Annotated in this window: 19 protein-coding genes; 13 read left to right on the top strand and 6 right to left on the bottom strand. The window is 59.3% G+C overall.

All coding sequences use genetic code 11. The features are described 5' to 3' along the window. Nucleotides 1–10: 10 nt before the first annotated feature. From ACR0AD_RS15555 to ACR0AD_RS15545, 3 genes are all read right to left on the bottom strand, one after another. Complete coding sequence (locus tag ACR0AD_RS15555; protein WP_480488227.1) at nt 11–997, bottom strand: type I glyceraldehyde-3-phosphate dehydrogenase; 987 nt, start codon at nt 995–997, stop codon at nt 11–13. A 53-nt stretch (nt 998–1,050) separates the two neighbouring features. Continuing rightward, entirely contained in the window at nt 1,051–1,374 is a 324-nt protein-coding gene (locus ACR0AD_RS15550; protein WP_480483996.1) for a hypothetical protein, read from the bottom strand. Nucleotides 1,375–1,485: 111 nt separating this feature from the next. Further along, a complete protein-coding gene (locus tag ACR0AD_RS15545) occupies nt 1,486–2,319 on the bottom strand; it encodes a bifunctional allantoicase/(S)-ureidoglycine aminohydrolase (RefSeq protein WP_267366556.1) in 834 nt (277 codons plus the stop codon). A gap of 224 nt (nt 2,320–2,543) precedes the next feature. Between ACR0AD_RS15545 and ACR0AD_RS15540 the strand changes: the two genes are divergently transcribed. Further along, complete coding sequence (locus ACR0AD_RS15540) at nt 2,544–2,852, top strand: hypothetical protein (protein ID WP_480488225.1); 309 nt, start codon at nt 2,544–2,546, stop codon at nt 2,850–2,852. Between the two features lie 15 nt (nt 2,853–2,867). Here the strand turns inward: ACR0AD_RS15540 and ACR0AD_RS15535 are convergent, their stop codons facing one another. Beyond that, nucleotides 2,868–3,803, bottom strand: a complete 936-nt coding sequence (locus tag ACR0AD_RS15535) for a 2-hydroxyacid dehydrogenase (RefSeq protein ID WP_480488223.1) — start codon at nt 3,801–3,803, stop codon at nt 2,868–2,870. Nucleotides 3,804–4,034: 231 nt separating this feature from the next. Here ACR0AD_RS15535 and ACR0AD_RS15530 point away from each other — a divergent pair, with 231 nt between their 5' ends. From ACR0AD_RS15530 to ACR0AD_RS15520, 3 genes are read left to right on the top strand one after another with little or no spacing between them, the layout of a single operon-like run. Continuing rightward, nucleotides 4,035–4,838, top strand: coding sequence for a thioesterase family protein (locus ACR0AD_RS15530; RefSeq protein ID WP_480483993.1), 804 nt, complete (start codon nt 4,035–4,037; stop codon nt 4,836–4,838). 44 nt (nt 4,839–4,882) lie between these two features. Then, nucleotides 4,883–5,557 (top strand): DUF1007 family protein, encoded by a 675-nt coding sequence (locus tag ACR0AD_RS15525; protein ID WP_480483992.1) that lies wholly within the window; start codon nt 4,883–4,885, stop codon nt 5,555–5,557. Continuing rightward, nucleotides 5,542–6,456 (top strand): nickel/cobalt transporter, encoded by a 915-nt coding sequence (locus ACR0AD_RS15520; protein ID WP_480488221.1) that lies wholly within the window; start codon nt 5,542–5,544, stop codon nt 6,454–6,456. Before ACR0AD_RS15525 ends, ACR0AD_RS15520 begins: the two co-directional genes overlap by 16 nt. A 1-nt stretch (nt 6,457) precedes the next feature. On the opposite strand, the gene truA is transcribed toward ACR0AD_RS15520, so the two are convergent. Then, nucleotides 6,458–7,225 (bottom strand): tRNA pseudouridine(38-40) synthase TruA, encoded by a 768-nt coding sequence (truA, locus tag ACR0AD_RS15515; RefSeq protein WP_480483990.1) that lies wholly within the window; start codon nt 7,223–7,225, stop codon nt 6,458–6,460. A gap of 107 nt (nt 7,226–7,332) precedes the next feature. Here truA and ACR0AD_RS15510 point away from each other — a divergent pair, with 107 nt between their 5' ends. The 8 genes from ACR0AD_RS15510 (at nt 7,333) to ileS (ending at nt 18,693) form a co-directional block, all read left to right on the top strand. Beyond that, nucleotides 7,333–8,748, top strand: a complete 1,416-nt coding sequence (locus tag ACR0AD_RS15510) for a YcjX family GTP-binding protein (protein WP_480488219.1) — start codon at nt 7,333–7,335, stop codon at nt 8,746–8,748. Then, on the top strand, nt 8,745–9,200 hold the full coding sequence (locus ACR0AD_RS15505; protein WP_480483988.1) for an N-acetyltransferase family protein: 456 nt from the start codon (nt 8,745–8,747) through the stop codon (nt 9,198–9,200). The genes ACR0AD_RS15510 and ACR0AD_RS15505 overlap by 4 nt, the downstream gene beginning before the upstream one ends. Next, a complete protein-coding gene (locus ACR0AD_RS15500) occupies nt 9,193–10,182 on the top strand; it encodes a YcjF family protein (protein WP_480483987.1) in 990 nt (329 codons plus the stop codon). Before ACR0AD_RS15505 ends, ACR0AD_RS15500 begins: the two co-directional genes overlap by 8 nt. A 62-nt stretch (nt 10,183–10,244) precedes the next feature. Beyond that, entirely contained in the window at nt 10,245–10,955 is a 711-nt protein-coding gene (locus ACR0AD_RS15495; RefSeq protein ID WP_267367744.1) for a VIT1/CCC1 transporter family protein, read from the top strand. Between the two features lie 76 nt (nt 10,956–11,031). Beyond that, nucleotides 11,032–12,348 (top strand): SDR family oxidoreductase, encoded by a 1,317-nt coding sequence (locus tag ACR0AD_RS15490; RefSeq protein WP_480488217.1) that lies wholly within the window; start codon nt 11,032–11,034, stop codon nt 12,346–12,348. After that, on the top strand, nt 12,348–12,827 hold the full coding sequence (locus ACR0AD_RS15485; protein WP_480488345.1) for a DUF2269 family protein: 480 nt from the start codon (nt 12,348–12,350) through the stop codon (nt 12,825–12,827). The genes ACR0AD_RS15490 and ACR0AD_RS15485 overlap by 1 nt, the downstream gene beginning before the upstream one ends. 80 nt (nt 12,828–12,907) lie before the next feature. Next, on the top strand, nt 12,908–15,616 hold the full coding sequence (locus ACR0AD_RS15480; protein ID WP_480488215.1) for a DUF2339 domain-containing protein: 2,709 nt from the start codon (nt 12,908–12,910) through the stop codon (nt 15,614–15,616). A 164-nt stretch (nt 15,617–15,780) separates the two neighbouring features. Next, the gene (ileS, locus tag ACR0AD_RS15475) at nt 15,781–18,693 is read left to right on the top strand and encodes an isoleucine--tRNA ligase (protein ID WP_480488213.1); all 2,913 of its coding nucleotides are present in this window, start codon (nt 15,781–15,783) and stop codon (nt 18,691–18,693) included. A 42-nt stretch (nt 18,694–18,735) separates the two neighbouring features. On the opposite strand, the gene ACR0AD_RS15470 is transcribed toward ileS, so the two are convergent. Beyond that, nucleotides 18,736–20,706 carry a hypothetical protein gene (locus tag ACR0AD_RS15470; RefSeq protein ID WP_480488211.1) on the bottom strand — a complete coding sequence of 657 codons (1,971 nt, stop codon included), beginning with the start codon at nt 20,704–20,706 and terminating at the stop codon, nt 18,736–18,738. Between the two features lie 132 nt (nt 20,707–20,838). Between ACR0AD_RS15470 and ACR0AD_RS15465 the strand changes: the two genes are divergently transcribed. Beyond that, a complete protein-coding gene (locus ACR0AD_RS15465) occupies nt 20,839–21,294 on the top strand; it encodes a methylated-DNA--[protein]-cysteine S-methyltransferase (RefSeq protein ID WP_480488210.1) in 456 nt (151 codons plus the stop codon). Nucleotides 21,295–21,358 lie beyond the last annotated feature (64 nt).

Below are 21,358 nucleotides of genomic sequence, written 5' to 3'. Positions count from 1 at the left end.
GTTAGTCCGGTCACGACGCGGCCATCAGACGGGCCACGTCCAGCATGCGAGCCGAAAAGCCCCATTCATTGTCGTACCAGCCGAAAACGCGCACCTGATTTTCTCCGACCATGCGGGTTTCCGGCCCGGCAATGACCAGCGAATCCGGGCGCGCCCGCAAATCGGAAGAGACCAGCGGCATATCCGTCCAACCCAAAACCGGTGACGCGACAACAGCCTGACGCAAAGCACGATCGAAATCCTCGGCCCGCATACCGCGTTCCAGCGTGACCACGAGGTCGACCGCCGAAACGCTGGCTGTCGGGACGCGAACTGCGGCACCCGAGATGCGCCCGGCCAGATGTGGAAGGACCACGTCGATCAGGTGTGTGGCGCTGGACGTTGTCGGAACCATGGACAGCGCACCGGCCCGCGACCGGGCAAGGTCGCCGCGCGGGGCGTCAACCATGGGTTGGCTGTTGGTATAGCAATGGATGGTTGTCATATGGCCCGACAAAATACCGCCAATGTGGTCCAGCACTTTGACCAGCGGTGCCAGCCCATTCGTTGTGCAGGAGGCGTTCGATACGATCCGGGCGCTGCCCAACTGATCCTCGTTCGCCCCCAGAACGACGGTTAAGTCGGCCGCAGGCGAAGGACCCGAGATCAGGACCTTGCTGGCGCCCGCAGACAATCCGCGACGCGCCACGTCGGATGCGCGCGCGACCCCGGTACAATCCAGCATCACGTCTACGCCGGATAAATCAACGCGTGTCAGATCGGCACTGTGCGTCATAGGAACAGAGCGTCCGTCTACGATCAGCGCGGCATCGCCCTGTGACACATCGCCGGGATAGGGGCCGAAGGTGCTGTCGTATTTGAACAGGTAAGCACAGGTCTCCAGCGGCGCGATGTCATTGATCAGCACCAGCTCGATATCCGACCCTTCGGGCAGGGCCAGAACCTGCCGCAGGATCGTGCGGCCAATGCGGCCGAATCCGTTTATCGCGAGTTTCATGCGCAAGCTATGGCAGGGCGTCGGGTCGATCTCAATGCCTGATCAGCAACAGCTTACTTGCACCTGACCTGAGAAAAGAACTGACCCGATATATTCTGGTACATGCTGTTGAAGATCACCTTGCAGCCCGTCGCTTGTTGAATGGCAGTAATAGCTTGCGTCGTGCGAAGGCGTGGGGGCGGGCCGAACGGGTTCAGGTTGTTGTTGTCGCGTGTGGCGCGATAAATGACCGGTTCGTCTGCGACCTGTGTCACAGCCCAGTTGCGGCTCATGACGAAGACGGATTTGGTCTCTTCCCCCGCAATGGCGGGTGCGGTGTGCAGGATTGCAGAGGTAGAGAGTGTGGCAACGGCTATCAGGGCAAGGCGCAGTTTCATGGACAAATCTCCAATGCTCAAAACAAGAAGTTACCTGGATTTCAGCAAATTCCGACCCTTGTGTGAAGCCCCGGGGCAAAAGATCACTGCGATTCCCAGCCAGCCCAGCGTTTAGCGGCGCGACAGGGACAGGGGCATATGCCGGTTGACGTCCTTGTAAAGCAGATACCTGAACCGGCCCGGCCCCCCTGCGTAACAGGCTTGCGGGCAAAAGGCGCGCAGCCACATGTAATCTCCGGCCTCAACTTCGACCCAGTCCTGATTGAGGCGATAAACCGCTTTCCCTTCCAGAACATAAAGCCCGTGTTCCATCACATGGGTTTCGGCGAAGGGAATGACCCCGCCTGGTTCGAAATTGACGATGTTCACATGCATGTCATGGCGCAGGTCCTGCGGGTCTGCGAACCGCGTGGTGGACCATCGGCCTTCGGTGCCCGGCATTTCGACAGGCGTCACATCGCGTTCGTTGGTGATGATCGGGTCTGGCGCGGACAACCCGGGAACGGACTCATAGGCTTTGCGGACCCAGTGGAACCGGGCTGCCGTCTGGCCAGTGTTCCGCAATGTCCAGTCGCTGCCGGCGGGGATATAGGCGTATCCGCCTGTCTCCAACACATGGTTTTCCGAGTTCAGCGTCAAAGTGACTGTTCCTTCGACGACAAAAAGCACTGCCTGTGCTTGCGCGTCTGTCTCTGGCTGATCGCTGCCGCCGCCGGGCTGCACTTCCATGATGTATTGCGAGAACGTTTCGGCAAATCCGCTGAGCGGGCGTGAAAGAACCCACAGGCGTGTTCCTTCCCAGAACGGCAGATAGCTGGTGACAATGTCGCGCATCGTACCTTTGGGAATGACCGCATACGCGTCTGTGAACATGGCGCGGTCGGTCAGCAACTGGTTCTGGCCGGGGTGGCCGCCGGTCGGGGCGAAGTAGGTCGGATGGGTCATTTGTGTGCCTCGGGATCGTTTGAATGGCACTATGGGGACAAAGGCGCGGCGCTATTAGGTCCTGACACGCGATAGGTTTGTTCGGGATATTTTGAAGGTCGGCACCCCGGGGCTTGGCCCTGCTGAAACAGAGGTATATCCTTGGTCGTAAATGATTTCAGTTCTGTGAGGCCACAATGAAAGCCCAGTTTTTACCCGTCATTGCCGCGTGTGGCGCCCTATTGATGACCGGTTCCGCCGGCGCCAAGTCACTCTCCCGAATCATAGCTGAGATGGGGCTGTCCCCGGCAGACTTTGAAGTGGTCAGTGAAACCTCGAATGCCCTTTTGAACAATGGCACGCCCTCCGTAGGGCAGGAACGGTCCTGGCAAAACGACGAGACCGGCTCAAAAGGAACGATCCGGGTGCAAAACGTTCAGGGCAACTGCGTCGGCCTTCAGCATGTCATCCAGCCGGAAGGCAGCGATCAAAGCCGCGAGATCAGAACCCGCCGGTGCAATGACGGTAACGGAAACTGGATCCTGACGCCCTGATCTCTGACTTGGTTATCAGTACCCCAGATCGCGACTGACTTCGTGCAACAGGGGATCGCCGGACCTGAGCCTATGGTAGTTCTCAGCCACATCCGACAGTGCGTCCCCCAGATACCAGCCCGAGACATGCGGTGTGATCGTCACAGAAGGGTGCCGCCACAAGGGACTGTCTTTTGGCAGCGGTTCCTGTGACGTGACGTCCAACACGGCATGGCCCGGTGAGCCGTTATCCAGCGCCGCGATCAGCGCCGCCTCGTCAATCAGGTTTCCGCGTCCGGCGTTCAGCAACTGACTGCCCGGCTTCATCGCGGCCAGCGTCTGTGCGTCAAACAAACCCGCGGTTTGCGGCGTCGAAGGAAGGATGGCACAGACGTGATCACATTGCCCCAATAGCCGAGGCAGCGCGTCTTGCCCATGCAGGCAGGTGACACCATCGATGGACTTTGGTGAGCGGCTCCAGCCCATGACCTGAAACCCGACGGCATGTAACATGCGGGCAGTGCGGGCCCCTATATGGCCCAGACCCAGAACGCCCACAACCGTATCAGGTGTGAAGATAGGTGCGCGCGGCAACCATTCGGCGCGGCTCTGGGATGCCTCGTGAAAAACCATATGGCGCTGAGCGCGCAGAATATAGGCCAGAAACCATTCGGCAATGCCCTGCGCAGGCGCGTCTGGCTTCAATCGCGCTACACGGATATGCGGAGGCAGGTCCGGATGGCCAACTATGGTCTCAACCCCGGCCCCCAGCTTCTGAACCAGTTTCAGGTTGGGCAACTTCGCCGGGTGATTGCTTTGCATGCTGACCACTGCAAGCATCGTAATGTCGTTGGGGTCGCCCAGCGTTCCGGGTGTGCGGATGTCTGCACCGGGCGCTAAGGCTTGTAGTGAGGTGGCGATTTCCTCATCCCCAATCCAGTCCGACAACCCGGTTTCAATCAACAACGCCATATGCGACCCCACTTGGATGTGATGTGGTGACGTCCCGTCACAGCGGTGGACAGGATCAGGTCTGTTAAGCCATCCTCGTGCCTAAAAGTACAGCCCGGTTTCATAACCCGAAAAGGACAGTTTCGTGAAGATACCACTCACCTCGTGCAAGGGAAACCACGTTACTTCGCAACCGGTTACCGGTATGAGTGAGCCGAGGCACACAACGCAGCGAATGACCAGAGGGGACTGATGGCAGGGCTCGACTTCACGGATCAGACCTATTTTCATCAGCGCGAGGATGGGGCGTTTGTAGGACATGATCCTGCACGCGGTCCGTGGTCTGCCGATCATTGCCACGCAGGGCCGGTCAGCGGGTTGATAGTGCGGGCAGCGGAAACTGAGGTTGGCCCCGAAAAGATGCTGACCCGCCTGACAGTTGACCTGTTGCGCCCTCTGCCCTTGGCCGGGTTGCGGGTTGCCGCAGAAACCACGCGCCATACCAAGACGCTGGCGACCACACGGGTTACGGTGCATGATCTGGATGACACACTCTGCGCCACGGCCACCACCATGCATCTGGTGCGGCGCGATCTGGGCGTGGTGGCAAACGTCGAAACCAGCGCGCCACAGTTGGAAGACGCGGTAGAAGGTCCTTTTCCAATCGGCGAGATTCGTCATGATTTGAAGGGGTTTGCCCACTACAGTGACATCCTTTATCCCAAAGACGGCAAACAGGGGGCCGGACCCAAAACGGTCTGGATGCGCACCCCAAAGCTGTTGAGCGGCGAAGATCAGTCGCCCATTCAGGCACTGTGCCCGTTGGCGGATTGCGGCAATGGAATCTCGTGGAATGCTCCGACGTCGGAAATGGGGTTCATGAACACCGATCTGACCGTGAATATCCACCGCGAACCGGTGTCAGATTGGCTGGCGTCCCGTTCGGTTTCACATTGGCAACCTACGGGCATCGGCATGTCTCAGTCCGTGCTTTTCGACACGCAGGGTCCTGTAGGAACCGCTCTGCAAACACTTGTGCTGTTCCCGCCAGTCTGAAGGTCGGCCAGTTTCCGCATGTGTGTGTAAAGGCCGTTGTCGCCGTGTCCCTTCAGACCTATATTGCGCATATGCGCTGGCTGTTCACTGTCATGACCTGTTGCCTGCCGATCCCGGCACTATCCCACCCGCATGTCTTTATCGACACCGGGCTGGAATTCATCGTGGATGAGGCCGGTCACCTGACCCATATCCGGGTGACTTGGGCATATGACGAATTCTACTCTCTGCTTGTTCTGGAAGACATGAATTTGGATCAGGATGCTGACGGCATTTTGACGAAAAGCGAAGAAGAACGTCTGAGCGGGTTCGATATGCAATGGGTCGAGGGGTATAACGGCGACTTCGTGCTCACCAAAGACGGAGCGCTGGTTGCACTGTCCGGTCCAATGGAGCCCAGTGCGACAACGGAAGATGGGCGGGTCGTGACCACCCATATGCGCGCGGTCGAAGGCGACGCGATACCTGCCATAGGGCTTTCCGCCAAGGCATTTGATGAGTCCTTCTATACGGCCTACGAGATTACGCGCCCTGTAACCGTGACGGGCCCGGCTTTATGCCGGGTGGATCGTAACGACCCTGACATAGACGGGCAGCTTGCACAGATGCAGGCGTTTCTGTTGACACTGGACGCGGATTACGACCTGGAGGAAAACGATATTCCCTTGGTTGGTGAGAGCTTTGCGACCGAGATCCTCATTTCATGTCCCGTTTCCTGATTGTTCCGGTCGCTCTGGCCTTTGGTTTGCTGCTTTGGTTCTGGGGCAGTGGTGGGTTTGACAGTCTGGCAGGTTGGGCAGCCGGAGAGCAGCGTGACTTTCAGAACCAGATCGCGCGGTCCTTGCGTTCAGCGCGCGCGGAACAGCCTCAGGCGGTGGCCACGCTTCTGACTGTCTGTTTCGCCTATGGGTTCTTTCATGCTGTGGGTCCGGGCCACGGGAAGGTTTTGATCGGCGGCTACGGTTTGGGTCGGCGTGTCGCCTTCTGGCGGTTGTCGGCGATCAGTGTATTGTCCAGCCTTGGTCAGGCGGTGACGGCGGTTGTGCTGGTCTACGCGGGGGTACTGGTCTTTCAGATGTCCCGCGAAAGCCTAGTTGGGACGACCGAACAGGTGATGGCTCCGATCAGCTACGGGGCCATTGCGTTGATTGGGCTTTGGCTGGTTGTACGGGCTGTGCGCAATTTCGCACGACAGCAAAAAAAGCATGTCTCTAACGATCACACCCATCGGCACCATCATGATGAGGGAGCCTGTGCGGAGTGCGGTCATCGTCATGGTCCAACCGCGGACGAGGTCGCAAATGTGGGCACGTTGCGCGAAGCCCTGATCCTGATCGCAGGCATAGCAGCGCGGCCTTGTACCGGTGCCTTGTTTGTACTGATCCTGACGTGGCAAATGGGCATCGCCATGGTAGGGATCGCGGGTGCTTTCGCCATGGCGCTTGGCACGGCGACTGTGACTACGCTGGTCGGGTGGACGTCTTTTGGTCTGCGCGGCGGGCTACTGGCTTCGGCGTCGGCCACGCGCTTTGCGTCGGTTCTGGCACCCTCCATCGAACTGGTGGCGGGACTTGTCATTGCGGTGATTGCAGGCGGGTTGCTTCTGCGCGCGGTTTAGATCAGTCGAACACCGGGTCCGGATATCCGACCCGCGCCAGATACAGCCCGTGCGGCGGACATACCGGCCCGCAGGCAGCGCGGTCGGCGGCTTCTAAAGCCTCACGCACATCTTCCGGGGTCCACGCTCCGGCGCCCACACGTTCCAACGTTCCGACGAAACTGCGTACCTGATTGTGCAGGAACGACCGGGCGCGCACGTGGAAATGAACCTCGGGGCCGGAAAAGCCTGCGACCCGTTCAACGCGCAGTTCATCCAGGGTTTTGACCGGGCTGGCCGCCTGGCAGATCGACGACCTGAACGTGGTGAAATCATGCCGGCCCAGCAGCATGTTTGCCCCTTCCTGCATGGCGTCGACATCCAGAAGGTGGCTAATCTGCCAGACCTGTCCCCGGTCGTGGGTTGCGGGCGCCCGGCGCATCAGGATGCGGAACAGATATTGCCGTTCAACCGCTGAAAACCGCGCGTGCCAATCCTCGGTCACGGGGGCGGCCTTTACGATGGCCACTGGGAGTGGCTTGAGGTGATAGTTCAGCGCCTCAGACAGGCGGAACGGGTCCCATTCCTTTGCCATGTCGCAGTGGGCAACCTGCCCCAGGGCGTGAACACCGGCGTCCGTGCGCCCCGCTGCGGCAATTGTGTGGTCGCCCGGCTGAATACGGGACAGGGCCTGTTCGATGGCGCCTTGTACAGATGGTTGATCCTTTTGCCGCTGCCATCCGGCAAACGGTTCCCCCTGGTATTCAACTTTCAACGCATATCTGGGCATGTGCCGCTGGTACAGCGCAGCGCAGGATCGGGCAAGGGGGCGAAAGCGCTGGTATGTGCCGCGACCGCTACCTATCTTGGGTAAAAGGAAAATTGCGGGGCGGCGGATTGGTGATCTCTTCACTGGCAGACAGTCTTGCACGTGGCGTCGAAAGTATCGGCGACAGCGTGTCCGAGACATTTTTCGAGCCGGTCATCCGTTTGGGTGTCACCGGGCTGGCGCGGTCCGGTAAAACAGTATTCATCACTTCGTTGGTTGCCAATCTGCTGGATCGGGGCCGTATGACCGGGCTGGTTGCGCAGCAGGAGGGGCGAATCAATGCCGCCTTTCTGCAACCCCAACCGGATGACACTGTGCCCCGGTTTGATTATGAATCGCACCTGTCCGCCCTGACGGGACCGACACCGCACTGGCCAGACAGCACGCGCGCGGTATCTGAATTGCGCTTGTCCTTCAAAGCCCGTCCCGCCGGGCTGCTTGCCGGGCTGCAGGGGCCGCGCACGGTCCATCTGGATATTGTCGACTACCCCGGTGAATGGCTGCTGGACCTGGCCTTGCTGGACAAGTCTTACGCAGACTGGTCTCAGGAAACACTGGCACGGATTAAGACCCGCGCCGAGGCTGCCGCGTATCTGGCGCTGGTCCAAGATACAGACCCGTCGGTAGGGCACGACGAACCTGCCGCACAAGCTCTGGCCGCGTCGTTCACCGCCTATCTCAACGCAGCGCGCGATGCCGGGTTTTATGACTGTACTCCCGGTCGGTTCCTGTTGCCGGGTGATCTGGCGGGATCTCCGGTTCTGACCTTTGCACCGTTGGCAATCACTGGCCCGTCGCGGCGCAGGACCCTTCAGCGCGAGATGGAACGGCGGTTCGACGCTTATAAATCTCAGGTCGTGAAACCGTTTTTTCGGGATCACTTCTCGCGGATTGACCGGCAGGTGGTTCTGGTTGACGCGCTGGGCGCAATTCACAAAGGTCCTCAGGCCGTTGAAGATATGCGCCGCGCGATGGCCGATATCCTGTCGGCTTTTCGTCCGGGACGGAACGCATGGCTGAGCCAGCTTTTGTTGGGCAAAAAGGTCGAGCGCATCCTGTTTGCAGCGACAAAAGCGGACCACCTGCACCACACTCAGCATCCCCGCCTGACCGCGATTATCGAAGCTTTGACGCGCGAGGCACGCGATCGTGCGAATTTCGCCGGGGCCCGGACTGCGGCCCTGTCTCTGGCCTCGCTGCGTGCAACGACCGAAGAGATACGCAGCCATGACGGAACCGATCTGCCATGCGTGCGTGGCACTTTGTTGGACAGCGGCAAACAGGCTGCTTTTTATCCCGGAGAATTGCCCGAGGATCCGGCGCATCTGTTGGGTCCGGCGCGAAATGGGGCGGAGAGCTGGTTGAACGAAGATTATGGGTTCATGGCCTTTGCGCCTGCAAAACTAACCCTGAAACCTGGTGACGGCCCCCCGCATATTCGACTGGATCGTGCAGCGCAGTTTCTGATCGGAGAAAGATTATGATCGCGACACTGCGCCCCGCACGCACCACAGATGCCGGTACAATCGGTACGATCCTGCACGATTTCGCTTTGGAAAACGACTGGATGCCCAAATTGCACAGCTGTGCTGAAACCATCGCCTTTTGCGGCCGGATGATTGATCAGGGCTGGGTCACTGTGGCCGAGGCAGAGACGGGCGTGGTCGGGTTTCTGGCGCTGAATGGTGGTGAAATCCATTCACTTTATCTGGATGCACAAGCTCGGGGGCAGGGGATTGGTCAGCAATTGCTGGGTCACGCGAAAGCAAGCCAGCGGCGGCTGGGCTTGTACTCGTTTCAGGATAATTCCCGCGCCTGTCGGTTCTATGAGCGAAACGGCTTTGCCGAGGTGGCGCGCAGCGATGGGGCAGAAAACGATGAAAACCTGCCGGACATAAGGTTTGTCTGGCACAGCAGGGATACGACAAATGGCTAAAGGTCCGGTTTTGATCGATCTTGACGATGATGAACCCGCTGCTGATGTCGCGCAGGCAAAACCGGTGCCGGATATTGTGCCGCCTCAGGGGCAGGCGATGCAAAGCGCGGCCCGACTGGCGGCCCGCAAACCCTCGGCCCTTGCGCGCTGGTTCTGGGGGCTTGCGCTTTCCGTAGTCGGGGCGGCCATATCGGTGGCCGCCTGGGATTTTGCAACCTCTCTGGTGGCGCGGACGCCCGTTTTGGGTTGGATCGTTGCCGGATTGTTGGCTGCATTGGTTCTGGTGGTGGTGATCATCGCGCTGCGCGAGCTCGCGGCTTTGGGGCGGTTGTCCCGTGTTGATGGGATGCGCCGTGCAGCGGATATTGCATTGGCTGATGAAGACCTGGCTCAGGCACGTGCGGTCACACATCGCATCATTGCATTCTACAAAGGGCGCGAGGATACCCGCTGGGGTCGCGAGCGGTTGTCCGAGCGTATGGGGGAACAGTTCGATGCCGAGGCGCTTTTAAACCTTGCCGAGGATGAATTGTTGGCCCCGCTCGACGCCGCTGCCAGCCGTGAGGTTGAGGCCGCAGCACGGCAGGTTGCCACCGTGACCGCTCTGGTCCCGCTGGCACTGGCGGATGTTGTAACGGCACTAGCCGCGTCCCTGCGGATGATCCGCCGCGTCGCGGAAATCTACGGGGGGCGGGCTGGCACACTGGGAAGCTGGCGTCTGACCCGTGCCGTCTTTGTGCATCTGGTCGCAACTGGGGCGGTGGCCGTTGGTGACGATCTGCTGGAACCTGTTCTGGGCGGGTCCGTTCTCAGCAAATTGTCCCGACGGTTCGGAGAAGGTCTGGTCAACGGTGCGCTCAGCGCCCGAGTGGGCGTGGCCGCGATGGAGGTCTGCCGCCCGCTGCCATTCTCAAAACGCCACAAACCTTCCACGCGAGGCATCATTAAACGCGCCTTGCAGGGTCTGTTCTCCAAGGGTTGATCCAGAGCAAAGCGTCAGACCACACCCTTCTGCACTCTGCCAGTGAGCAATAGGAGCAAACCATGACGGATCACGGTCACAGTCCGCAGGAAATTGCCGACCGGATCAACGCTCCGCCCGGGCGCGGTGTGTTACGCGACGTTGTGTATGGCGGCATTGATGGTTCCGTCACCACGTTTGCCATTGTCGCCGGTGTCGCGGGGGCGGGTCTCTCCCCGTTTGTTATCGTGGCACTTGGTTTGGCAAACGTTCTGGCGGACGGGTTTTCAATGGCTGCCGGGAATTACTCGGGCACCAAGGCCGAACTGGACAACATACGGCGCATTCGGGCGATCGAGGAACGCCACATCGCACTCTACCCCGACGGCGAGCGCGAGGAGGTCCGTGAAATTCTGTCGCAAAAAGGGTTGTCAGGGGAAATTCTGAACGAAGCCACCGCCGCGATCACGTCGAGCCACGAACATTGGGTCAACCTGATGATCGAGGGTGAATATGGGCTGGGCAGTGTCGACCCACATCCGATGAAAGCCGCGTTGGCAACGTTCTTCGCGTTCCTTGTGGCCGGGATGATCCCGCTGTTGCCGTTTTTGGCGTCGGTGGAGAATGCTTTCGAGATGTCGGTCTGGATGACGATGGGGGTCTTCTTTGCGATTGGTGCGTTCAAAAGCCGGTGGTCGTTGGCGCCCTGGTGGCGGTCAGGTATCGAAACGCTGTTGATCGGTGGTCTGGCGGCACTGATCGCGTATCTCGTCGGGTCTCTGTTCCATCCATAAATGTCGCAGCACGGTAGTCGCGACTGGTCAAAACTTCCCGGATAGGTAGAGTGGCGCAAAACAGGTGCAAAGGACGATGGCAGATCACGAGCTTTCTGGAAAGAACGTATTGGTTCTGGGTGCTTATGGGTTCATCGGCACCGCCGTCACGCGGGCATTGTCGGCCGCAGGTGCCACGGTTCAGGGCATGGGGCGCAATCTTGCTCAAGGGGCAAAGGTCCTGCCGGGGGTTTTGCTGAAACAGGGCGATATGCGCGATCTGTTGCACAAGGACGATTGGCAGGACCTGCTGGCCGACGTCGATGTCGTGGTGAATTGCGCAGGGGCTTTGCAGGATAACGCGCAGGACAACCTTGAAGCGGTGCACCATATGGCGGTCGCAGCCCTTGCAGGGGCCTGCGCGGAAGGTGGCATAAGCATTGTTCAGATTTCGGCCATCGGAGCAGAGCCGGACGCCAGCACGCATTTCCTGTGCAGCAAGGCACGCGGAGATGCCGCTTTGCGCGCATCGGGCGTAACACTTTGGATTCTAAAGCCAGGGCTTGTTATCGGGCAAACGGATTATGGGGGAACGGCGTTGCTTCGAATGCTGGCGTCTGTTCCTTTTATTCAACCGCTGGCTTACCCCGATACACCCGTTCAATGCATCGGGATGCCCGATCTGTGTGACGTCGTGATTGCTGCCGTTGCCGGTCGTCTGCCGCAGGGTAATTACGATCTGGTCGAGGATACCCCGCATAGTTTGTCGGACGTGGTGCGCTGCACGCGGCAGTGGCTGGGGTTTCCCGCTGCGCGCTTCCATCTGGTCCTGCCGCCTGTCCTGACAAAAGCCGTTGCGGCCATGGCGGATTGTCTGGCCCTGTTGGGTTGGCGGTCTCCGCTGCGCAGCACGGCGATGACGGTCATGGCGGATGGCGTGATCGGCGACCCTGGCCCCTATCGTGCAGCGGCCGGGCGCGGAAATGCCGCCTTGCCTGAGGTTTATGCCATGCTGCCTTGCGCGCGCGAGCATCGGTTGACCGCGCGGATGACGCTGTTGATGCCGCTGATCGTTGCAACACTCAGCCTGTTCTGGTTGCTGTCGGGCCTGTTTGGGCTGGCGGGTTTGTCTACGGCTTCTGGTATGCTGGTCGAAGCGGGGTGGTCATCCGCCTTGGCGGTGACCAGCGTTGTGTTCTGGTCCCTGATCGACATAGCACTTGGTCTGGCCATCCTGTGGCGCCGATGGGCGGCGCGGGCCTGTGTGGCGCAGTTGACTGTGGCCATATTCTACCTGATTGCCGCTTCGGTCACGATGCCAGAATTGTGGTTGGATCCGCTGGGGCCGCTGGTGAAAATCCTGCCCGCGATGATCCTGTCGCTTGTGGCGTTGCCCTTGTTTGAGAGCCGATGATGGACCCTGAACTGATCTTGCGATGGCTGCATGTCATCGGTGCATGTGTGCTGCTGGGAACAGGGGCAGGGATCGCCTTTTTCATGCTGATGGCGCATCGGACAAACGACCCGCGCGTCATCGCCCATACGGCGGGTATCGTGGTACTGGCCGACCTTCTGTTCACCACGACCGCTGTCATCCTGCAACCAGTGACCGGAACTCTGCTTGCCTGGCAGATCGGGTGGCATTTGGGCGAAGGATGGATTGTGTTGTCTCTGGTGCTTTATGTTTTGACGGGCCTGTTCTGGTTGCCGGTGGTTTGGGTCCAAATCCGGTTGCGGGACCACGCGCGAACGGCGGCAGAGCAGGGAACGCAACTGCCACCGGAGTATTACCGCTTGTTTCGGTTCTGGTTCGCCTGCGGGGTTCCGGCGTTTCTGGCGGTTTTGACCATCCTTTGGCTGATGATCGCTCGTCCGGCGATTTCTGTGCTTTAGACTTTCTCACGGCTTTCCTGACTGTTGCTGACCGACAGCACAAGATAGCTTGGCCGAAATTACGGATCGGAGAGACTCGGTTGGAAACGCTGCTTGTTCTTATTGGCCTGGTTGTTCTGGCCATCCCGGTGACATTGATTGCACTTCTGGTCGGACATTCCCGATTGCGTCGCCGGGTCGAACAACTGGAAGCGCAGATCAATGCGTTGGTGTCGGGCGATGTACCGGCATCGCTTCAACCGGAACAGGAGGCACCTTCATCGCAACCTGTGGCAGAGGAACAGGTTCACAGCCCGGGGCCGTGGGCCGCGCCAAAGCGACAGGAAGACGAAAGCGCCGAAGATGTAGACACCGACGCCGCTACTCCTGCAATTGTATTTCGCCATGACAGGTTTGCTGCGCTGGGCGCGTGGCTGCGTGAGAACTGGTTTTACGCGGTCTCGGCCCTGTCGCTGGCATTGGCCGGAATTTTCCTCGTGCAATATGGCGTTGAGAACGGATTGTTACCTCCGACGGTCCGCGTTTTCGCCGCGCTTGGTTTCGGCTCGGCTTTGATTGTCGGGGGCGAGGTTCTGCGCCGCAGGTTCGGGGATGACGAAGCGGTGGCCACTGCCTATTTGCCATCGGTCTTTTCCGGGGCCGGCCTTGTCACCTTGTTTGGGGCAATCCTGTCTGCGCGGCAGCTCTATGGCTTGATCGGGGCCGAGACGGCATTGGCAGGGATGGTCGTTGTCGCGCTTGTTGGGCTTGTTCTGGGGTGGTTCCACGGCCCGCTGTTGGCTGCGGTTGGACTGATCGGAGCTTTTGCTGCACCCTTTCTGGTTGGAGGCGCATCTGACGATCCCTCGTGGCTCTATGCCTATTTTCTTTTGGTTGCTGTTTTGGGGCTGGGTATCGACACGGTGCGGCGTTGGGCGTGGATTTCGGTTCTGACGTTGGTCGGGGCTTATGCGGCAAACCTGCTTTTGATAAGTGGCGCTCCGAATACGGAACCGGGATATCTGGTCGCGACAACAGTGCTGGCACTGCTGGCGACGGCCATTCCGGTGCGGCGCGTTTGGCCCGATCATGCAGGGTGCATGATGTCTCAGGTGATCCGAACCCCCGGAACCCGCCCATGGCCCGAGTTTCCAACTCGGCTCGCCGCCGGAGCGATTGCGGCCAGCACAGCAATCCTGTCCTGGCATTGGGCAGACTCAGCGGCTGAATTCTGGTTGGGTGTCTGCCTGCTGTCCGCCCTGCTTCTGGCGCTGCTTTTGTGCGCCAAGGATGCGCCTGCGTTACAGGATCTGACCGTGCTACCTGCGGCGGGCCTTGTGTTTTTTGTTGCCTCTCACGGTCTGGAATACGGCGCAGTTCTGCGCAGCTTCGCTGACACTTATGCCGAGACGCCCGAGGCCGACTTTCCGATGCCAGCCACCGCGCTGGTTGCTTTGGGCGCGCTCATGTCGATTTTGATGGCATGGCGGTCATTCAGGGCAAACCAGTATCGTGCAATCTGGGCCGGGGGCGCTGTAATTCTTGCACCGGCGCTGGCCATCGCTTTGGAATTGGGCTGGCGTCCTGCCACGGTTATCGGTGCGTACGCCTGGGCCCTGCACGCGATTGTCCTGGCAATTCTGATGGTGGTTCTGGCCGGGCGTTTTGGTCGCGCCGATGGCGACGACCGGATGCGGGCTGCTCTGGCCACGTTGTCCGCGTTGTCTTGTCTGGTCTTTGCTTGCGTCATCGTGCTCAGCTCGGCCGCGCTGACGATCGCGCTGGTGGCCAGTGTCATCGCAGCAGCAGCCTTGGATCGCAGGTTCACCTTGCCGCAGATGAGTTGGTTTATCTGGGCCGGTGTCTTTACCGTCACCGTACGCTTGGTACTTGATCCGGGTCTGGACTGGGCCAACGCGGCCCCGCTTCCCGAAATGGCGATGGTCTATGGCGCGGCCACGTTGGGTTTCGTGGCTGGCTGGTGGCTGTTGCGTCCCTTGCGGCGGCCGGTTGCAGCACTGTTGCTGGAAAGCGCGGCATGGGCGACGGGCGGCATTCTGCTGTCCCTGTTGCTACTGCGGTGGCTTGAAGGTTTCGGAGAAGGCGGGGCCGACAACAGCCATTGGGGTCTGGGCCTGCTGGCGGTCATCTGGCTGCTGCTGGCCTTCGCTCAGGTTCAGAGGTTTGGGCTGGGTGGCAAGCTGAATTATGCACGGTACGTGTTGGCGGCGTTCTTTGCCGGTCATGGCGTGTTCCGTCTGACCCTGGCGTTGACCGACCAAAACCCGCTTCTGAACCCCAACGCCGACCCGGTGCTTGGCCCACCGGTTCTGAACACCCTTGTCCTTGCCTATCTGGTGCCTGCACTGACCATTGGATTCTCGGTCTGGCGGATCAAGGACATGCCAAGGCAGATCAGGCTGGCAAGCTACGCCATTGCGGGTGCGTTGATTGCTGTGTGGTTTGGCCTGACTATCCGCCATGTCTGGCAGGGAGCAGCAGGCATGTTTGAAGGCAACGGCGTCACGCAGCCCGAGCTTTATACATATACCCTTGTTCTGCTGCTGGTTGGGGCGGTGCTGTTCTACCAATCTCTGGCACGCGGTTCGGATGTGATGCGCAAGGCGGGGCTGGTGGTGATCGGGCTGGCGGTGGCCAAGGTCTTTCTGATCGATATTGCCGGTCTGGGCGGGCTGATCCGCGTGTTCTCACTGCTGGCGCTGGGGCTTGGGTTGGCCGGTCTGGCATGGTTGAATCGCTGGGCCAAGCTGCGCCATTCGCCGCATGGGCCGGAACCTCTGGACCATTGAAGGCAGGCGTCTTATAAGCGCGGCCATGTATGACCGGACGGCCATCATTATTCGAATTATATCCCCGGCGCTCTGACCCTCTGAGACGCCGGGCAAAGGTGTTTGAGAATTCGCACCGACCGCTTCGATCCTAGTACGACCAGATCATCCAAAGGACGCTCAAAATGTGCGCCGACACGACCCAAACGCCTGACTATAAAGACACGCTGAACCTGCCCAAAACCGATTTTCCCATGCGCGCGGGCCTACCTGCACGCGAACCCGCATGGCTGGAGCGGTGGGAGACCATCGGTGTCTATGACCGCCTGCGCGAGAAAACGGGGCGCAAACCCTTTACTCTGCACGACGGCCCCCCCTATGCGAATGGCCACCTGCATATCGGCCACGCACTGAACAAGACGATCAAGGACATGATCGTGCGCTCTCATCAGATGATGGGCTTTGACGCGCGTTACGTGCCCGGTTGGGACTGCCACGGCCTGCCGATCGAATGGAAGATCGAAGAACAGTACCGCAAGAAGGGCAAGAACAAGGACGAGGTGAACATCGTCGACTTCCGTCAGGAATGCCGCAAGTTCGCCGAAGGCTGGATCGACATCCAGCGCGAAGAGTTCAAGCGTCTGGGCATCACCGGCAACTGGCCTGATCCCTACATCACCATGGACTTCCATGCCGAGGCCGTGATCGCCGACGAGTTCATGAAGTTCCTGATGAACGGCACGCTCTATCAGGGCTCGAAACCCGTGATGTGGTCGCCCATCGAGAAGACAGCGCTGGCCGAGGCCGAGGTCGAGTATCACGACAAGGAAAGCTTTACCATCTGGGTGAAGTTCAAGGTCGTGAACGCGGGTGATCTGGATGATGCGTTCGTCGTAATCTGGACCACCACTCCCTGGACTATGCCGTCGAACAAGGCGGTCGTTTATGGCAAAGACATCTCCTACGGTCTCTACGAAGTCACCGGTGCGCCCGAGGAATGTTGGGCCGCTGTTGGCGACAAGTTTCTGCTGGCAGACAATCTGGCTGCCGACGTGTTAGGTCGCGCCCGTCTGAACGACGATCAATGGACCCGTGTCCGCGACGTAAGCTCAGATGAGCTGGACGGCGTCCAACTGACCCACCCGCTGGCCGGGGCCGAAGGCGGCAATGGCGAATGGGACGATATCCGCGACTTCCGCGCGGCTGACTTCGTGACCGATACCGAAGGCACCGGTTTCGTTCATTGTGCGCCGTCACACGGTATGGAGGAATTCGAGCTGTACCGCGATCTGGGTATGTTGGAGCAGGTCATCACCTATAACGTGATGGATGACGGTAGCTTCCGCGCTGACCTGCCATTTTTCGGTGGCAAATACATTCTGTCCCGCAAAGGCGGTGAGGGTGACGCGAACAAGGCCGTCATCGACAAGCTGGCCGAAGTTGGCGGGCTGCTGGCGCGCGGCAAGATCAAGCACAGCTATCCGCATTCATGGCGCTCGAAGGCGCCGATCATCTATCGCAACACGCCGCAGTGGTTTGCATCCGTTGACCGCAACCTGGATGACGGCATGGGTGAGATGGGCGACAGCATCCGCGAACGTGCCCTGCGCTCGATCGACGAACTGGTCAAATGGACGCCGCAGACGGGGCGCAACCGCCTCTATTCGATGATCGAAGCGCGCCCGGACTGGGTTCTCTCGCGCCAGCGTGCCTGGGGCGTGCCGCTGACCTGTTTCACCAAGAAAGGTGCCTTGCCCACCGACGCGGATTACCTTCTGCGCAACGCAGACCTGAACGCGCGCATCAAGGCGGCGTTTGAGAAAGACGGCGCCGATATCTGGTACACCGACGGGTTCAAAGAGAAAATTCTCGACGGCATCGCCAACCCCGATGACTACGATCAGGTGTTTGACGTGCTGGATGTGTGGTTCGATTCTGGTTCGACCCACGCCTTTGTTTTGCGCGACCGCGAAGATGGGACCGAGGACGGTATCGCCGACGTCTACATGGAAGGCACCGACCAGCACCGTGGTTGGTTCCATTCTTCCATGTTGCAGGCCTGCGGCACCAAAGGCCGCGCGCCTTATCGCAACGTCGTGACACATGGTTTCACGCTGGATGCCAAGGGCAACAAGATGTCCAAATCGCTGGGCAACACCATCGTACCGGAAGAGGTCGTCAAGCAGTACGGCGCCGATATCCTGCGTCTGTGGGTGGCACAGACCGACTATACCGCCGATCAGCGGATCGGGCCGGAGATCCTGAAAGGCACTGCCGACAGTTATCGCCGTCTGCGCAACACTATGCGGTTCATGCTGGGCTCGCTGGCGGATTTCACCGAGGCCGATCGCGTCGCGCCCGAAGATATGCCGCGTCTGGAACGCTGGGTGCTCAGCCGGCTGGCGGAATTGGATGAGCAGGTGCGCAAGGGTTATGCGTCTTTCGATTTCCAGGGCGTATTCAGTGCGGTCTTTACCTTTGCCACGGTTGATCTGTCGTCCTTCTATTTCGACGTTCGCAAGGATGCTCTTTATTGTGACGGCGACACGCCGCGCCGTCGTGCTGCGCGGACGGTGTTGGATATCCTGTTCCATCGCCTGACCACGTGGCTGGCACCGGTTCTGGTTTTCACCATGGAAGAGGTCTGGCTGGGGCGCTTTCCGGGCGACGATAGCTCGGTCCACTTGGTCGACTTCCCGGAAACGCCTGCGGATTGGCGCGATGCCGAGCTTGAGGCCAACATGGCAAAGGTGCGCCGAGTGCGCCGGGCCGTGACTGCCGCGCTGGAAATCCAGCGCCAGGACAAGGTGATCGGCTCAAGCCTCGAAGCGGCCCCGATCGTGCATGTCGATGATGGCGATACCCGCGATCTGCTGGCCACGTTCGACGTGGACGACATGTGCATCACCTCGGGCCTGACCGTGACCGGCGACCCGGCCCCTGCCGAGGCGTTCCGTGTGCCCGAAATCGAAGGCGTGGCCGTCGTGTTCGAAAAAGCAGAAGGCGAGAAATGTCAGCGCTGTTGGAAAATCCTTCCTGACGTGGGCCGCCACGCCCATGTCGGAGTTTGCCGACGCTGCGATGAGGCGCTAAGCTGATTGAAACCGCCCTCTCGATCCTTCGAGGGGGCGTTTTTCGTTTCACGTCTGCGCGGATTGCGGTGTCGGATTAAACAGGTCAAAGCCTATGGCTGAGTCCTTCAGGGCCTTCCAAACCTGATAATCCGTGAAATATCCGGTGTGACCACCGGGCTCGACCGGAATGTTGCGGTTTGCGGAAATCAGCCCGCCTTCAATCTCGGTCCCTACAAAGTCATCCTGCCTGAAGATGTTGAACCATGCGGCGTTCAGGTTTTTGGGAACGACTGTGAACATCTCGGGAAAATAGCGCTGATAGATATGGGTCACAGGACAGCCCATTGTAATCAGCGTCAGGGTGCGCCCATTGATAAGCTTTTTCACGCGTGGATCAGCCAGCATTTGCGTGGCAATCACCGTGCCTTGTGAATGTGAGATCACCGTGATGTGGTCCGCGGCAAAGATATCCACCACATAATGCAGCGCACGATAAAATCGTTCATCAATCGCCTTGCGATCCGGATAATTGCGCAGCCTCGTTTTCAGGTCCGCTGTCAATAAACACTTGTCGCGAATGGCATAGGTGACGATGTCCCGTGCCACACCCAGCCCTGCTGCGACGAAATCGGAAAAGCGGTACATCAATGCTGTTGCACCCAGGACGATCAGGCCAATCTCGCCCTGTTTGCTTGCCAGTTTGTTCAGAACCCGGCCAATCAGGTTGCAATTGTCCGTTCCGATCTGACACAGGGGATCGACGTGCTGGCTCAACGCGATTTCTCGGATAGTGACCATCGCCAGTACGATTGCACCGAACAAAAAAACCCATTGTGCAAAACGATTGAGGATGGCGCGGCTGATCAGCCCGTCGCGGACATGCAGGTTTGCCTTCAGCCTTCTGCGACCGGCAAACAGCCCAACACCGACAAACGCAAGCAGGACAATTGCCGCGAAGGCAACACTGAGTGTTTCGATGGAGTCACTGAGGAAATTGTCAAAAAGACCGGTCAGTTTTCCATCCGACAGCCCCGGAACCGTGTCGAGCATTTCCCGCAGCATTAGCCACAACCCGGAAATGAAGAACATCCAGAACACCAACATGCCTGCACAAATGCTGGGGTACAGCCGCCTGTGTTCTTTCAGATTGTCTGCCTGAACCTTTTCATCAAGGCTGGTCGCAGAAAGCACGTACAAAATGATTGTCATGAAGATCAGAGAAGCCCAGAAAAACGCGAGCAGGTAGACCTGAAAAGCTACAAACTGCTCCAGCGCCGAAGGGCAAACCGGGCTGTCCGGCAAGGGTGTGCAGGCTCGGATTTCCAGACCAAGCGGACCAATGATCAGGCAGATCAGCAGCAAAAACCCTATCCCGAAAATGCCGCGCCAGAATACGCGTCTTAGATAAGTCGGGGCTGCAAAGCTGCGCCTTAGTCCGTATGCGGCCCCTCCGGCGTAAAGCGTGAACAAGAGCCAAAACAGCAGGATCGTGCTTTGAAAGAAGATCCCGGGAACGCGATCAACCATAACGGCTATGGCACCGATCAGAAGATAGGCATTCAGGGTCGCAACTGCGCCGAAGAAAACCCAGGTAAAAAGGTGAACCAGCCGCGCGGCCAAAGTGTTCCTGCCGTTGACTTGGTCCGAGGCCACATCCGCGCGGCTATGCGTTTGTTCGGCATTGTCCATGGCCAGATAACCCAGCGCAAGAACAACCCAGATCAGGTCCAATGCTGTCTTAATGGCTCCTTTCGGGGCGGGTGAGCGGTCGGCCCAGAAAACCTCGGCAAACATGGCCTCGTCCTGCGGTGCTGACGGTTTCGTCACCTTGCGCAGGTTGACCGGGAATAGTTTTGCGCTTCGGGGCGTGCCGTCGAAGGTTGTTTCGGCCAGCTCTATCATCCCACGCTGAACCTCAATCGGGGGTTCGGGATTGCCATCCAGCCAGGTTGTCGCGGCCCCGACGACCTGATCGACGGTCTCACCGGGTATTTGTTCGCCAATTCCGTGAACCGTCAGGATCAAATGGCGACCCATCTCATGCTCCAAATCTCTTTTTGACAATGCGGCTAGGCTAACATGATTGCGGCAATTCGCAAAATCCGCGCGCCTCGCAGCCCCATGGCTTCGCCACTTGAACTTGGAGGATTGATCTGAAACCGTCAGCCCATGGCGATGATTGCAGTTGATACTCAGTTCGGAAAACTTGGGATCGAGGAAACGGATGGTGCCCTCACGCGGCTGGTCTGGGACGGTCAGGACGACGGCGAACCAACAGCTCTGCTGCGCGAGGCGGCGGCGCAGTTGATGGCCTATGACGCTGGACGGCTTGACCGCTTCGATCTGCCCTACCGCATTCATGGATCGCAGTTTCAAAGGCAGGTCTGTGATCTCATGTATGCCATTCCCCTTGGGGAAACGCGCACCTACGGGGATATCGCCAAGGCGTTGGGGCAACCGGCGCAACCGGTCGGTCAGGCCTGCGGGGCAAACCCGATCCCCGTTATTATTCCCTGCCACCGAGTGCTGGCTGCCAATGGGCTGGGCGGGTTTTCCGGGTGCGGCGGGATCGAGACAAAGGTTGCACTGCTACGGCATGAGCGGGCGGCGGGTCTTTTGATCTGAGCCTCGAAATTCGGTTGCAATCCGGTTCTGGGAAGCACAACTTATATCAGTTGCTGAATTTGAA

It is taken from the genome of Ruegeria sp. BH8 (assembly GCF_056538065.1).
The sequence above is the reverse complement of the archived record's forward strand: the minus strand, read 5'-3'. Positions and strand labels throughout refer to the sequence as shown.

Coding starts and splice junctions, on each gene's coding strand:
- ACR0AD_RS15530 (WP_480483993.1), top strand. CDS start 4,035: ATGGCAGGGCTCGACTTCACGGATCAGACCTATTTTCATCAGCGCGAG.
- truA (WP_480483990.1), bottom strand. CDS start 7,225: ATGCCCAGATATGCGTTGAAAGTTGAATACCAGGGGGAACCGTTTGCC.
- ACR0AD_RS15540 (WP_480488225.1), top strand. CDS start 2,544: ATGACCGGTTCCGCCGGCGCCAAGTCACTCTCCCGAATCATAGCTGAG.
- ACR0AD_RS15490 (WP_480488217.1), top strand. CDS start 11,032: ATGGCAGATCACGAGCTTTCTGGAAAGAACGTATTGGTTCTGGGTGCT.
- ACR0AD_RS15465 (WP_480488210.1), top strand. CDS start 20,839: ATGGCGATGATTGCAGTTGATACTCAGTTCGGAAAACTTGGGATCGAG.
- ACR0AD_RS15520 (WP_480488221.1), top strand. CDS start 5,542: ATGTCCCGTTTCCTGATTGTTCCGGTCGCTCTGGCCTTTGGTTTGCTG.
- ACR0AD_RS15545 (WP_267366556.1), bottom strand. CDS start 2,319: ATGACCCATCCGACCTACTTCGCCCCGACCGGCGGCCACCCCGGCCAG.
- ACR0AD_RS15470 (WP_480488211.1), bottom strand. CDS start 20,706: ATGGGTCGCCATTTGATCCTGACGGTTCACGGAATTGGCGAACAAATA.
- ACR0AD_RS15555 (WP_480488227.1), bottom strand. CDS start 997: ATGAAACTCGCGATAAACGGATTCGGCCGCATTGGCCGCACGATCCTG.
- ileS (WP_480488213.1), top strand. CDS start 15,781: ATGTGCGCCGACACGACCCAAACGCCTGACTATAAAGACACGCTGAAC.
- ACR0AD_RS15500 (WP_480483987.1), top strand. CDS start 9,193: ATGGCTAAAGGTCCGGTTTTGATCGATCTTGACGATGATGAACCCGCT.
- ACR0AD_RS15495 (WP_267367744.1), top strand. CDS start 10,245: ATGACGGATCACGGTCACAGTCCGCAGGAAATTGCCGACCGGATCAAC.
- ACR0AD_RS15485 (WP_480488345.1), top strand. CDS start 12,348: ATGGACCCTGAACTGATCTTGCGATGGCTGCATGTCATCGGTGCATGT.
- ACR0AD_RS15535 (WP_480488223.1), bottom strand. CDS start 3,803: ATGGCGTTGTTGATTGAAACCGGGTTGTCGGACTGGATTGGGGATGAG.
- ACR0AD_RS15550 (WP_480483996.1), bottom strand. CDS start 1,374: ATGAAACTGCGCCTTGCCCTGATAGCCGTTGCCACACTCTCTACCTCT.
- ACR0AD_RS15505 (WP_480483988.1), top strand. CDS start 8,745: ATGATCGCGACACTGCGCCCCGCACGCACCACAGATGCCGGTACAATC.